Raw genomic sequence first — 13,787 nt, forward strand, 5'->3', positions numbered from 1 at the left:
TATGCGAAATTTATTCTTGATATGTCTACTCATCGGAGCTATTCCCACAACGATGGCGAGTGATTTCATTCTTGTGAATTATGAATCTGAAATCCCTGAAGATTATATTCAATTAGATCATGAATTGAATAAATATTATCAGTTGGTCATTAGACAACTCGAACCCCAACATCGCAACCGTTTTGCACAAATCCAACAAAAATGGATCAGATATCGCTCTCGTCATTGCATTCAATCTAATGAATGTAAGATTGATGTCACGGATGTTCAGACAAAAAACTTAGAGACATTACTGTTGGGAAAAATTCATTTTGAAACATCGCCGCTGTTTACTTTAAGGTTCGATGTCGATGGTGAAATTACCCAGCACTCTTACGAAGATGCAAGAGAAGCATTATTGGATCATTATGAACAATCATTACTGAAATTAACGCCTGACAATCAAAGAGAATATCGCCGTTCCTACGAAGTTTATACAGCTTACTTATATGATTATTGTGAATTGCTCAGTAATGTTACACCTGCAAGTTTTCTCAATTGCCAAATCAAAGGCTTAATGGACTTTCATTACGATGTCGCTCACATAACGATAGCCCAATCCGTGGACAGTCAAAATTAATGTTGGTATTTGAGGATTGGGTTCAATGACCTTACGCAGTTTTGAAATGTGTTGATCCAATGTTCGACTATTGGGTAAATGATCATATCCCCAAGCTGCATTGAACAAAGCATCCCGAGTGATCACTTCATTCGGGTGCTGATAAAAATACTCCAAAATTGTCACTTCTCTCAGCGTTAAAATCACCTCTACATCATCTTTCACTGCCATTAATTTTTGTGGATATATCTGCCATGCACCAAAAGCAAAACTTGCTGTGGATTGCTCAACTTTAGGTTGTTGATAACAACAACGCTTCGCAATCGTTTTAATGCGCGCGCGAATCTCATGAATACCAAAAGGTTTGCCAATATAATCATCCGCACCCAATTCTAATCCCACAACGCGATCAATCTCTTCATCCTTTGCCGATAAAAATAGAATAGGAATCTGTTCGTTCACTTTGCGAATCTCTTTGCAAACTGTATAGCCATCCATGATCGGCATCATAATATCCAAAATCACAAAATCAGGAAAATCCGATTGAAAAATCTCCAATGCAATTGCCCCATTTTCCGCTATTAATAACTCATAGCCTTCATTTTTCAGAGCTTGCGCTAAACCAAAACGGATATTCGGGTCATCTTCTGCAATTAATATTTTCATCATATTCTCTATAGATTGTACTTGCCTGAATCGGGCAAATGTAGACAAAACTCAACACCTTGATCTTTTGCTATCACTGAGATCTTAGCCTCAATAGATTCAGCTAATTGTTGTGCAATCGTCAAACCAATGCCTGTGCCAGAAACGCCTTCTGTGATTTGACTGTGTACGCGATAAAAAGGCTTAAAGATTTGGGATAAATGTTTATGGCTAATGCCTTCACCATAATCGCGTACTTTAACGAAAATACCCTGCGCATTTTGCTCTATAGTCACATCCACGACTTTGCCAATTGCACCATATTTCTCAGCATTACTGAGGAGATTATTAATGATCTGCGTAATTGCGTCTTGATCCGAATGTATCTGGCAAGTTTCAGGCAATTGCAAATTCAATATTAAATTTTTAGCTTCATAGGATGGCTGAAAAGTCACTGCGATTTGCTTCATCAAACTCACCAAATCAAAGTGCGATAATGTTGGCTCTCGTTTCTTGGTAAAACTTAAAATATTTTGAATCAATCGTGTTAAACGCTGACTTTCTGAATGAATGATCTCACTATATTTTTGTGAAGCATCATTCAAAGGCTCTTCTTTCAGTAATTCTGCAAACAAAGAGATATTTGTTAAAGGTGTTTTCAATTCATGGGAAACTTGGCTCACAAAATTCACTTGCTGTCGTGCTTGATTCTGAATTCTTTGATATTCCTGATACAAGCGCCAAAATAACCAACCCAAAATGCCACATAAAATCATGATGGCAATGCCGCCCAATGTATAAATTAACCAACCATTATAAGGCACGGCATAATAGTTCAACTGCCAATAATTAAATGGAAATGACAATTGTTCAGATGCGTAACGCATTGTTGCCATCTCATTGGATTGATTCTGAAATAGTAACTGTCCGTTATCTTCAATAGTGATTAAAGTATTTTCATCATCAGTTTGATCCACTAAATGATTTAAAATTTGACTCATCAAATAAGGATAAGAGACAGAATAACCTCTTATCAAATCCTGATCCTTCATCCAAAAAATCCACAACGGCAGCTCATGATCATGGCGGATGTACCAGCCATGATTAGGCGCAGAAGTACCTTCACTTAAATAGGATTGATATAACAACGCAGAATTATCCTTTACTGGAGTAATTTGCTGTATAAATTCTGCCTCTTTCATGGATAAAGATTGTGTTGTATCTGGATAAATCAAACGATGACCATCCAATGTAAAAGATTGCTGAACCGCTGCTAGATCACGTTTTAGTAACTTAGATTCCTCTTGTTGAATCACAGCATTGATCACTTGAGCGGTTTGCGAAAGTACAATCTCTCCTTTTTCTGCCATTGCATTTTGTTGACGCAATGCATGATAGCCAATCGTTTGGCTACCTAAATAAGCCACAATCACGATCACCAAAAAGCTCATCACAATAAACGTGATGAGACTTTGAGAAAAACGATGCGTGGCTATCACAGATTTCATCGAGCAGATTTACTGATCAAAGAAATTTTAGAATTTGCCACATTTTTATCAGAAATTTGTAACGTATAAGTCAACGTAACTTTTTCCTTAGCTGGCACTGCAACTTTCCATTTAACTCGGTCAGCAGATCCACTTTTCACTTCGGATTGTGATGCTTTAATCACTTGAATGTTTTCATATTGATTCACAGATGATGAGAAATAAACCTCAACAGCTTCATCTTTCGCATTATTGAAAACGACATTATATGTATATTGATTCACACCTTTTGAGACTGATTGATGATTCTTCAATTTTTTTATCATAGAAATATCAAAAGCATCGCCTGTATTGATGATAAACTCTTCATTTTCTGCCGTATGATTAATTGTATCTTCGCCCACTAATAAAGCATTGCCTGAAGAATCATTCTTATACATTCTAAAGGTACCTTTTGGTAATGGCATCCCCAAATTATTGTCTTGCTTATTCTCTAAACGATATAAAATCGTCGCTTTCTGATTATGGCCATCTGGCGTTACATAAGCATAATACTGATCAAATGTGTACTCTTTTTGTACTGGCACATTTTGAGTGGATAACAGCGCCACTTGCTTCGTTTGGTTATTTTTCAAGTTGGTTGCAAATGGAATTTTATACAAATGGTAATCACCAAATTGTTCTTCTACCGCACCACCAGCCATGTCATAACTTGCTTCTGGCATAGCCATCATTACTTTCTTAGCTCTCATATATGGTGCTGGCTCTGCCACTTGATTCACATCGCCCGCCACCAATTGCAATTTAGCATTATTAAAAGTTGTGCCACTTTGGTTATTCAATGTGATTAAACCTGATAAATCTAAGTGCTTTTCATCATTTGATAATGTTGCTGTGTAATCAGCTTTCCAGCTGAAACCACCTGTTAAATATGTTAATTGCACTTTGTTATCAGCATCTTTTTCGCTGTTTAACAATACTGATAATGTTGGGCGATCACGCAAACCTTCAGGAATGGATTTAAACGCAAACTTATCAAATGCACCGATCTCAATACGATCTTTAAACTGTAAAACTGGCGCGCCATTGTTGGATAATAACGTTGCTGTTTCACGAGTTTCTGCACCAGTTGATGGATTTGTACGAATGATTTCAATTTCCTGCCCAACTGCTTTTTCCAATAAAGCATGTGGCGACAACAGATCATAATCAAAGTTCTGTTCAATCACATTGAATGGCATTTTGGATAAGGATGTGAGTAAAGCGGTTTCAGCTCTAATTTGTGCAGAAACGCCTTTCAATTCCACATTATTTAAACCCGCTTTAAAAGGAATGTTGCGTGTTTCATTAATAAGCGCCAATGATTCGTTATAAATCGTAATAGAAAGCGCTTCACGATTATCATCATTGCTCACAACAGTATTTGTATTTGCCATTGCTAATGATGTGCTGATTAATGCCGTTGCTAATAAAGTTTTCTTGAACATTTTAGGTTCCTTTGTTTTATTGTTAACTCAAATAATACTACAGTTATTCTTGTTGGTTTTTAGCTTTAAAGCTCGATTCTTTCAAAGATTTACGAATTTCATTTGGATTTGCTTGTGGTGATTCAAATTTCTGTCTCATCATCTGGTCTTTTACATCATCCAATCTTTTCTTAGCTTTTTCAGAAGAGAAATTAAAACTAGCATCATGTGTGTAATTGAGCGATTGCGTGTATATTTCAAAAGATTCTTGCATCTTACCTTCCTCTATCAATTCAGCGGCCTTTTCTTGATCCATTGCGATCTTCTGAACAATTGATTCAACTAGAACATCTTCTTGTACATTATCTGCTACTAATTCTTGGTTATCTGTATAGCTAATATTGACTGGCATTTTATATTCTTGCGCTTGTTTCGTCACTGCATTGGTATAACGAACATCCACATTTGCGAGTAACTTTTCTTCATCTAAAACACCATCCATCGGCTCTAATTCTAATAACACATATTTTTCTTGATTCGCATAAACTTGATTCATGTTCACAGTAATCTTGTTATCTCTGATTTCGCCATCACGACCCAACAAGCGAATGGGTTTTGCGCCTTCTTTTAATTCAATAATGATCTCAAAATTTTGTGCAGCAACGGACATAGAATCCTTAAACTCTTTCTCCATGATCAATTCTAAATCACTCACATTGGCAACATAAGCATGATTACCATCACTGTAATTAGAAATAGTCGTCATTAAATCTTCATTATAAGCGTTGCCAATCCCAAATGTGCTCACTGCAATACCTTTTTGCGCTGCAATTTTTGCAAGTTCACTTAATTCTTTTGTGGATGTTGGGCCAACATTTGCTTGTCCATCTGATAATAAAATAATGCGATTCACTTTATTAGGATCTAAATTTTTAGAAGCTTCGCCAATACCTTTACTTAAACCTGCAAATAGCGCTGTTGCACCTCGTGGCGTTAGTTGTTTGTTAATCTTTTGGATGATCTCTTTTTTATTTTTGATTTGAGTCGCAGGCACAATCACATCCACGCCACTATCATAAGCAATAATGGATAAAGTATCATTTTCCCCTAAAACTTCTACAGCCATAATCGCCGCTTCCCTTGCCTTTTCAATACGATCACCTGACATTGAGCCTGAACGATCCACAACCAACGCCAAGTTTAATGGCGGGCGTTCTGTCGCTTTGACAGGAAAACCTTTGAGAGAAACTTTTAAATAATTGGGTGATTGATCATTCACTAAAACAACAGGCGATGATAATTCTGATTGAATGATAATCTCTTTAGTTTGCGCTTGGCCAACTGCCCAAAAGCTCGATAGACCCAATAACAATGTCCATAACTTTTTCATAAAACCTCCGATTGAGTGATTTGTTATCAACATTATGATCGCTCTATCTATAAAGTTGTGAGGCGCTTGTATTTAATTGTAAAAGTTGTAAAACAACTCGAAACTATTGCGCTAAGCTACTAAATAATACCAATAAAAATGGAGAGATAACATTCACAATAAAACCAAAGCTAATGGCGATTGGTACAACTTTAATGCCGCCTGTTTTTTGGATCAATGGCAACACAAAATCTAATGATGTTGCACCGCCTGAACCAATAGCAGATAAAGGTAAACGCGCCATGATCAATGGAATCACAGCAAACGCAAAGAATTCACGGAAAAGATCATTGAAGAACGCAACACTGCCAACTGTTGGCCCTAAACTTTTTTGTAAAACAGATGCAGATAATGAATACCAGCCAAAACCTGAGCTAACAGCTAAACCTTCCAATAATGGACGACCATTTAACCAAGCTGCTAACATGCCACCTAAAAACGATGAAATAATGATCGCGCCACTTAAAATCAAACCATAGCGGTTCAGAAAAACCGCCTTTAAACTGATGCCATTACTGCGTAATTGGATCCCAACAAACAACAATAAAGTCATCAAAGCGCCTTGTCCTAATAAATCCGCAATGTGTTTAAATGTTGGCACAGCAATCGAGATATTTGCTAACAACAACTTACCCAATACAACGCCAATCACAATTGAACCTAATAATTTAATGGCATTCCAAACTAAGCTCAAAGTGGATGATTGATAACCTTCGGCTTTTTCAGTTTTAACGGGTAAATTTTTATCTAAATAATAGAAAAAGAGCATATTCATGCCCAAAATACAGACGATATAACTTGCAGTTTGCCAGAGAATTTTACTCAATTCACTATCCAAATTCTCCATAGCCGCAAGATTTAATCCCATCACCAATAAGATCAAATAAATTAAAGCCATCAAACTATGATCTATTAATTTTAAAATCTTTTTAGAGCGAACAACGGTAAAAAATCCGATAAAAAGCGGCGCGAGAATCCAAAGCAAATTAAGCAACATCATGGCGAATCAATCATCAATTATTAAGGCGGAATACGAGAGATTAGCAAACTATCACGCAACTTGCTATGACTCATTATGAAAGAAATTGAATCCGAATCATCAAACCTGTTTCATCATCTGTTCTATTCTGAATAATCATTTTGGCATCATGGGCTTGCACTATTCTTTCCACAATATTTAAGCCCAAACCAAAACCATTGCGTGTTTCATCTGAGCGTTTGTAAGGCTTACTCATTTCAGCCAATTGATTGGGATGAATACCATTGCCATTATCTATGATTGTTAATTCAATCATGTCGGCAACTTCTTGAAATGAAACCACTGTTTCCTTGCCATGAGCAGCATAAAACTTTGCATTATCCAGAAGATTTTTCATTAATAAATAGATTAAGCTAGGATCGCCTTTGAGCATTAAATCTTGAGGTACATTCCATTTCAATGGATTTGGATAATTACCTTCGTATTCAGCTTTCAATGGCTCAATGAGCTCTTCATTCACATTCAAACGCTTCGCATCATGTGAATGCAATTCATGGCTTGCACGGGCAAATTGTAATAAACGCTCAATCGTTACCAATAAATCATCAATTTTTGCAATGAATAATGCCTTTTCAGGCACATCATCCATCAACTCCAAATTCAGGCGCATGCCCGCCAATGGCGTTCTTAATTCATGGGCAACATCTGCCGTAAACTGCTTCTCATACTCAATACGATCCGTAATTTTTGCTAATAATTGATTCAAGCGTTGAACAATGATTTCAGACTCTTTCGAAGTGGTGACAATTTTCACGTCACTCAAATTAATTGCATTGCGCTTTTCCAATTGTTCAGCCAATTGTGAAAAAGGTTTAATGAAACGATTGGTCACAGATGCAACGATGATCCAAGTTAACAGCATCACAATAGAAATAGGCACTGTGACAGCCACAAAAATCTCTTTCACCTCAAATTTAATGAGCGCAAACTTCTCCATATCGCTTAATATAGGATCAGTAATAATATCCATCTGTTCATCTGTTTCATGCCAAATCCACACAGTGATAATGATCCATGAGATGGTTAAAATTATACCCAAAGAGATGATCAATCGCTTTTTTAAATTCATACTGCGCCCACCAATTGATAACCTAAACCACGAACTGTTTGGATTCTTTCTTTACCGATCTTTTGCCGTAATCGATGAATATAAACTTCCAATGTATTCGATCCTAAAGAATCCTGCCAAGAGTATAGATCTTGCATTAATAGCTCACGCGGTACAATTTGCTGATATTTTAATAATAACCTCGATAAAATCGCATATTCACGTACAGTTAATTCTAAAGCATCGCCTGCATGAGCAATCGTTTTATTCGTTAAGTTCAAAATAAAATCTGCAATTTCTAAATAATTATCTGCTTGCCCACAATGACGACGAATGATGGCACGCAATCTTGCATACAGTTCTGCTAACTCAAAAGGCTTCACTAAATAATCATCTGCACCTGAATCCAAGCCCACAATGCGATCATTCAATGCATCTCGTGCTGTTAAAATTAAAACAGGTACTGCGCTCTGATGCTCACGTAAGGATTTCAATAAAGACAATCCGCTGCCATCTGGTAAACCTAAATCCAATAAAATTGCACTGTAAAAGCCCGCATCATCTGCCAATAATTGGCGGGCTGATTCTAATGTTCCTGCCATATCCACAGCATAACCTTCTTGGATCAATGCCTTTTCTAAACCACGTTGTAACAGTAAATCATCTTCAATGACCAATAATTTCATTCGTGTTAACACTCTTTAAAAATATTCAAATCTTTTTGGTAGACATTTGTTTTTACTTGTAATAATCCGAGTAATGTATGAAATATATTATCATGAGAATACTGGGAATTATTCGCTCGATCGTTTAAGCAACTCAAATTAATATTACGTTGCGCCATAAATTCAGAATTACTCCAAAAAATCAAAGGAATCTCTATCTGCTCTTTCGGGGCGATCGCATAAGGTGCACCATGCAAATAAAAACCACTTTCACCCAATGATTCACCATGATCAGAAACATATAGCATTGCCACATCATAATCACCGCTATATTGCTTTAATAATTCAATGGTTTCATTCAATACATAATCTGTATAAGCAATAGTATTATCATAGGTATTGGCTAAAGTATCACCATCACAAGTTTCAATTTTACTTGTCTCGCAACTTGGTGAGAATTTTTTATGTTGTTTAGGATAGCGCTGATAATACGTTGGGCCATGGCTACCATTCATGTGCAATACAACCATTAAATTATCATCACTATTTTTTTGTTGATCAATATATTGATCTAAATTTTCTAACAGCGATTCATCATAATAAAAACTGCCTGAATCACCAGTTTTCACAGCATAATCTGCAACATCTTCTGTTGGTAATCGAATACAAACACCTTTACAACCATGATCATTTTCACGCCATAATATTTTATAGCCTGCTTTTTGTGCAATATCCAAAGCATTATCTTGGTGTTCTGCTGTGATCTTATCAAAATCATCACGCGTTAATTGAGAGAACATACAAGGTACAGAGATTGCAGTTGCAGTGCCACAAGAGACAACATTTTGGAAGCTAACCAAATTTTCTTGTTGTGACAACAGAGAATTAGTATTTTTTTCATAACCGTTTAACGAAAAGTTATTTTTACGTGCTGTTTCACCCACAACCATGATGAACAATGTCTTTTTTTGATTTTTCTTGGCATCCAGAACAGCATCATCCCCAATGGTCGTATATGGCATATTCTGTGCATAATTTTTCCGAGCATATGAAACATAACTCGTGATATAACTACTTGGCATAATCAATTTGACAATCTGCCTATGATTGCGAAAAAACGATGCATAATCCTTATAAAACACGAGTGCTATTCCCCCTACAACTATGATGGCGCCCATAATCAATCCTAATCTTTGTAAGCCATTTTGCCACCATTTCGCGGGTTTAATTTTAATTCTTGTGAGCATTAGAAATGGAATCACAGCACCAATGATCAACCAACTCAACATTTTAAAACTGATCAAATCATACACTTCTAATGTATTGGTTTCGATCACATTAGTAAGCATATCTCGATCCATATAAATTTGATAATGATACGAATAATAGTTAAAAAGAGTGCTGAGCACCAAAAGAACAGCAAGCATTGGATACGTTAAACGCGACCACAATAGCAAAGATAAAATGATCACTAATCCTGAACAAAGCACCAAGCTGACAGATGCTGTGAATAGATAACTGCGCGCTGAATCAAATGTCATCAGTCGCCCAAATTCAACCCAAAATGCAATATTTTGTGTCAGAACAAAAATAATAGAAAACAATAACACTGCATTAAATAGCGATAAATGTAATCGAGTAGGTATTTTTATCATCTTCAATCTCAATCAATATTTATAAAAAATCATGGGAAAGAAGTTTAAAAACTGAACCTTAAAATAACCTTAACGCACAAAATTTAATGCATTTGAAAAATATACTAGTGAAGTAGGCTATACATTTTTAGATAACTTTAATAGAATCTCTGTTCATCATTTATTCATTTATAGAATCGATAATGTCACAAACAACTTCGCAAAGCGCCATTTCACCTTCAACATGGCGTGAAGCATTCAAAATTTCTATGCCTGTTGCAATGGGCTATCTCCCAGCAGCAATGGCATTTGGCGTTTTATCCAGTGCGGCAAACATTCCTGATTGGATTTCTATCTTCATCAGCATTGTTGTATTTTCAGGTGCAGCACAATATGCAGCAGTACAACCTGTGGCAACAGGCGCATCCGTTTTGGACTTAGCCATCAATACATTTGCCATTAATATTAGACATATCTTTTATGCCTTGCCATTAATGGATGCGTTACCCGAATCAAAACTCAAACGTACTTATTGCCTATTTTGCTTAACGGATGAAGCTTTCTCGTTAATGACAACATTGCCTAAAGAGAAACAAAAATCACTCTTTTTAAAAATTTCTGCACTGGTTCACTCTTATTGGGTAACAGGCACAATCTTAGGTGTTTTGGCAGGTCATCAATTAGGTAAATTAATCCCTAATTTAGAATTTGCATTGACCTGTTTATTTATCATTTTATGGTATGAACAATGGAAGCAGAAAAAAGTCTATTTCCCAACACTCATTGCAATTCCTGCATTTTTAGTTGCGTATTTACTATTTCCTAAAGCCTTATTGATCGGCGCTTTAACGCTTGCCATTATCGGCATTATGATTCACTATTTTTCATCAAAGAGAGCTTACTAAAATGTTACCAACCCCATTATTATTAATCGGCATTGTTTTGATGGGCATAATCACACTAATTTTAAGAGCTTTCCCAACTTTAGTTCCCCAAAGATTATTAAGGCAACGTTGGCTACTTGCACTCAACTTTGCTCTACCTATGGCTGTAATGACCATTTTAATTATGGCAAGTCTAAATCTATTTTCCGAACAATTTACCGCAACGCGATTAATCGCAGAAGTGATCGCGCTTGTGTTCGTATTACTCTCTTACATCCGTTGGAATAATGTTTTTATTAGCTTAGCAGTGGGCATTGGCTCATTGAATGGTTTATTAATCTTATTACAATGAATGTAAAAAAGTTGGCGTAACCGCACAATTTGATTACAATTATTTCTTTCCGCTATCTAAAAGGAATGCACACCATGTCTGAGTTTACCGCTTCATCTGTTCTAGAATTTATTGCTGATGAATCTGTTGAATACGTTGATTTTCGTTTCACAGATTTGAAAGGTTTAGAACATCACTTAACTGTTCCTGCTCACCAAGTCGACGAAGATGTTTTCGAAGAAGGCAAAATGTTCGATGGTTCAAGCTTTCAGGGATGGAAAGGCGTAGAAGATTCAGACATGATCTTAATGCCAGATCCTAAAACTGCTCGCATCGATCCGTTTTATAATCGCAAAACACTAATGTTGTATTGTGACATTGTTGAACCTTCAACATTACAATATTATCAACGTGATCCTCGTTCTATTGCTAAGTTAGCACAAAACTATTTGGTATCCACAGGCATTGCGGATACTGCATTCTTTGGTCCTGAAAATGAATTTTTCGTATTTGACAGTGTTTCATATAACACGCAAATGGGCAATGTTGGTTATGTCGTAGATGTGGAAGAAGCGCCATGGAACAGCGACCAAATGGAGAACAATTTAGCGCATCGTGGTGGCGTTAAAGGCGGTTATTCTCCATTGGCACCAATTGATCGTTTACACGAATTACGTTCTGAAATGTGTGAAGCAATTGAAGCTCTAGGTATTCCAACCGAAGTTCATCATCATGAAGTTGCCATTGGCCAATGTGAAATCGGTGTAAAATTCAATACATTGGTGGCAAAAGCTGATGAAACTCAATTATTGAAATATGCGATCAAAAATACAGCCCACCAATATGGCAAAACAGCAACATTCATGCCAAAGCCAATTCATGGTGACAATGGCTCAGGTATGCATGTTCATATCTCTTTAATGAAAGATGGTAAAAACCTTTTCACTGGTGAAAATTATGCAGGTTTATCTGATACTGCATTATATTTCATCGGCGGTGTGATCAAACATGCCCACGCTTTGAATGCTTTCACAAATCCATCCACAAACAGCTACAAGCGTTTAGTACCACATTATGAAGCGCCTGTAATGTTGGCTTATTCTGCAAAGAATCGTTCTGCATCGATTCGTATTCCTTATATTAATAACCCAAAAGCACGCCGCATTGAAGTTCGCTTCCCTGATTCAACAGCGAACCCATATTTAGCATTTACAGCGTTGTTAATGGCTGGTTTAGATGGCATCCAAAACAAAATTCACCCAGGTGAAGCGATGGATAAAGATCTATATGATTTACCAAAAGAGTTACAACAAGACATTCCACAAGTTTGTTTCAGCTTAAAACAAGCATTGGATGCATTGGATGCTGATCGTGCATTCTTAAAACAAGGTAATGTATTCAATGATGATTTCATCGATGCTTACATCAACTTAAAAATGAAAGAACATGAACGTGTGAATTTAATTCCACATCCTGCGGAATTTGAGTTATATTACGCGATCTAGATTCACCTAGATAAATGATCGATACAAAGCGCACAAATCTAATTTGGGCGCTTTTTTTATAAATATCACGACAAAGTAATTGTAAAAATAGTAAATAAGCTGTAAATCCACTATTCATTCATTTTAATGATGCTATTCTAAATCTCGTCAACGTTAAGTATCTATAGAGGAAATTTAAGTAGATATGCAGCATCATAGAGTCAATATCATTAGCATTATTATCCTGCTATTTAGTTGGTCTCTTTTTACTTCGCCTGCATTATCTTCCTCTTTAGATAATCAATTGCATCATGAAGTCTCTATGGAATTAATGCCATGTCATGATGACAATTGTAATATGCAACCTTCAACAAGTTGCGCTAAACACTGTGAAGCTTTGTCCTCGGTCATCGCACTTTCTTTGAAAAAAGAGCTTTCTCCCCAAATCTCCCCTAAGCTCTTTGCGAATGATCAGGCAAGCTTACAGTATTATTCTTCTGTTGAATTAAAGCCTCCAAAAAATAATCTGTTCTAATTCTATTCACAAATTATTTTCATATATTTTATAAATATGAGGCTTTATTATGCTACATGAAAACAAAATCATTGCATCTACATTAGCTGCAACCTATATCATATTCTCCACCACTGCTGTCTTTGCAAATTCCGATCAATTACCTGAAATGACCATGTATAAAGATCCTAATTGTGGCTGTTGTACCGCACATGGAGAGTATTTACAAAAGCAAGGCGTTAAAATAAAGATGGTGAATCATCCCAATATTGTTGAAATCAAAAAACAATATGGAACACTACAAGGTGCAAGTTGTCATACTATTGTGATGGATAAATATGTGATTGAGGGACATGTACCAATTGCATCCATTAAGAAGCTATGGACAGAAAAACCTAATATTAAAGGCATTGCACTACCTGGCATGCCATATAATTCTCCAGGAATGGGTCCTGAGAAGAAAGGTTCATTACAGATCATGCAAGTGAACAATGATCAAAGCATCACCCAAGTTTTTAATATAGAGTAAGCAAAAAAGCCATTTAGAATATTCTAAATGGCTT

The 13,787-nt window shown here is 36.2% G+C and carries 14 protein-coding genes; 6 read left to right on the forward strand and 8 right to left on the reverse strand.

All coding sequences use genetic code 11. The annotated features are described in order from the left end of the window. The first annotated feature begins 1 nt into the window (after window position 1). Entirely contained in the window at window positions 2–619 is a 618-nt protein-coding gene (locus ACA100_RS00415) for a lysozyme inhibitor LprI family protein (RefSeq protein ID WP_481078054.1), read from the forward strand. Here the strand turns inward: ACA100_RS00415 and ACA100_RS00420 are convergent. The 8 genes from ACA100_RS00420 to ACA100_RS00455 all read right to left on the reverse strand — a co-directional run bounded on the left by ACA100_RS00420 (window position 554) and on the right by ACA100_RS00455 (window position 10,032). Then, entirely contained in the window at window positions 554–1,264 is a 711-nt protein-coding gene (locus ACA100_RS00420; RefSeq protein ID WP_481079136.1) for a response regulator transcription factor, read from the reverse strand. The genes ACA100_RS00415 and ACA100_RS00420 overlap by 66 nt on opposite strands. Before the next feature lie 8 nt (window positions 1,265–1,272). Next, window positions 1,273–2,742, reverse strand: coding sequence for a sensor histidine kinase (locus ACA100_RS00425; protein ID WP_481078055.1), 1,470 nt, complete (start codon window positions 2,740–2,742; stop codon window positions 1,273–1,275). Between the two features lie 5 nt (window positions 2,743–2,747). Beyond that, complete coding sequence (locus ACA100_RS00430; RefSeq protein ID WP_481078057.1) at window positions 2,748–4,217, reverse strand: DUF4139 domain-containing protein; 1,470 nt, start codon at window positions 4,215–4,217, stop codon at window positions 2,748–2,750. 43 nt (window positions 4,218–4,260) lie between these two features. Beyond that, window positions 4,261–5,586, reverse strand: coding sequence for a vWA domain-containing protein (locus ACA100_RS00435; RefSeq protein WP_481078058.1), 1,326 nt, complete (start codon window positions 5,584–5,586; stop codon window positions 4,261–4,263). Between the two features lie 103 nt (window positions 5,587–5,689). Continuing rightward, entirely contained in the window at window positions 5,690–6,625 is a 936-nt protein-coding gene (locus ACA100_RS00440) for a LysO family transporter (RefSeq protein WP_481078059.1), read from the reverse strand. Between the two features lie 73 nt (window positions 6,626–6,698). After that, window positions 6,699–7,733 (reverse strand): ATP-binding protein, encoded by a 1,035-nt coding sequence (locus tag ACA100_RS00445; protein ID WP_481078060.1) that lies wholly within the window; start codon window positions 7,731–7,733, stop codon window positions 6,699–6,701. Next, the gene (locus tag ACA100_RS00450; protein WP_481078061.1) at window positions 7,730–8,398 is read right to left on the reverse strand and encodes a response regulator; all 669 of its coding nucleotides are present in this window, start codon (window positions 8,396–8,398) and stop codon (window positions 7,730–7,732) included. The genes ACA100_RS00445 and ACA100_RS00450 overlap by 4 nt, the downstream gene beginning before the upstream one ends. 5 nt (window positions 8,399–8,403) lie before the next feature. Further along, window positions 8,404–10,032, reverse strand: coding sequence for a phosphoethanolamine transferase (locus tag ACA100_RS00455; protein ID WP_481078062.1), 1,629 nt, complete (start codon window positions 10,030–10,032; stop codon window positions 8,404–8,406). 182 nt (window positions 10,033–10,214) lie between these two features. Between ACA100_RS00455 and ACA100_RS00460 the strand changes: the two genes are divergently transcribed. From ACA100_RS00460 to ACA100_RS00480, 5 genes are all read left to right on the forward strand, one after another. After that, on the forward strand, window positions 10,215–10,916 hold the full coding sequence (locus tag ACA100_RS00460; RefSeq protein WP_481078063.1) for an AzlC family ABC transporter permease: 702 nt from the start codon (window positions 10,215–10,217) through the stop codon (window positions 10,914–10,916). A gap of 1 nt (window position 10,917) precedes the next feature. After that, the gene (locus tag ACA100_RS00465; RefSeq protein ID WP_481078064.1) at window positions 10,918–11,247 is read left to right on the forward strand and encodes an AzlD domain-containing protein; all 330 of its coding nucleotides are present in this window, start codon (window positions 10,918–10,920) and stop codon (window positions 11,245–11,247) included. Window positions 11,248–11,321: 74 nt separating this feature from the next. After that, window positions 11,322–12,731, forward strand: a complete 1,410-nt coding sequence (gene glnA, locus ACA100_RS00470) for a type I glutamate--ammonia ligase (protein WP_481078065.1) — start codon at window positions 11,322–11,324, stop codon at window positions 12,729–12,731. Between the two features lie 184 nt (window positions 12,732–12,915). Then, window positions 12,916–13,245: a hypothetical protein gene (locus tag ACA100_RS00475; RefSeq protein WP_481078066.1), complete on the forward strand. Its 330-nt coding sequence runs from the start codon at window positions 12,916–12,918 to the stop codon at window positions 13,243–13,245. Window positions 13,246–13,294: 49 nt separating this feature from the next. After that, window positions 13,295–13,753, forward strand: a complete 459-nt coding sequence (locus ACA100_RS00480; protein WP_481078067.1) for a DUF411 domain-containing protein — start codon at window positions 13,295–13,297, stop codon at window positions 13,751–13,753. Window positions 13,754–13,787: the final 34 nt, after the last annotated feature.

The sequence above is a fragment of the Wohlfahrtiimonas sp. XWW7 genome (genome assembly GCF_056716055.1).

Bases quoted from the DNA above. Each gene is read 5' to 3' on its own strand.
- ACA100_RS00460 (WP_481078063.1), top strand. From the start codon at position 10,215: ATGTCACAAACAACTTCGCAAAGCGCCATTTCACCTTCAACATGGCGT.
- ACA100_RS00435 (WP_481078058.1), bottom strand. From the start codon at position 5,586: ATGAAAAAGTTATGGACATTGTTATTGGGTCTATCGAGCTTTTGGGCA.
- ACA100_RS00415 (WP_481078054.1), top strand. From the start codon at position 2: ATGCGAAATTTATTCTTGATATGTCTACTCATCGGAGCTATTCCCACA.
- ACA100_RS00450 (WP_481078061.1), bottom strand. From the start codon at position 8,398: ATGAAATTATTGGTCATTGAAGATGATTTACTGTTACAACGTGGTTTA.
- ACA100_RS00480 (WP_481078067.1), top strand. From the start codon at position 13,295: ATGCTACATGAAAACAAAATCATTGCATCTACATTAGCTGCAACCTAT.
- ACA100_RS00465 (WP_481078064.1), top strand. From the start codon at position 10,918: ATGTTACCAACCCCATTATTATTAATCGGCATTGTTTTGATGGGCATA.
- ACA100_RS00420 (WP_481079136.1), bottom strand. From the start codon at position 1,264: ATGAAAATATTAATTGCAGAAGATGACCCGAATATCCGTTTTGGTTTA.
- ACA100_RS00440 (WP_481078059.1), bottom strand. From the start codon at position 6,625: ATGATGTTGCTTAATTTGCTTTGGATTCTCGCGCCGCTTTTTATCGGA.
- ACA100_RS00475 (WP_481078066.1), top strand. From the start codon at position 12,916: ATGCAGCATCATAGAGTCAATATCATTAGCATTATTATCCTGCTATTT.
- ACA100_RS00430 (WP_481078057.1), bottom strand. From the start codon at position 4,217: ATGTTCAAGAAAACTTTATTAGCAACGGCATTAATCAGCACATCATTA.
- ACA100_RS00445 (WP_481078060.1), bottom strand. From the start codon at position 7,733: ATGAATTTAAAAAAGCGATTGATCATCTCTTTGGGTATAATTTTAACC.
- glnA (WP_481078065.1), top strand. From the start codon at position 11,322: ATGTCTGAGTTTACCGCTTCATCTGTTCTAGAATTTATTGCTGATGAA.
- ACA100_RS00455 (WP_481078062.1), bottom strand. From the start codon at position 10,032: ATGATAAAAATACCTACTCGATTACATTTATCGCTATTTAATGCAGTG.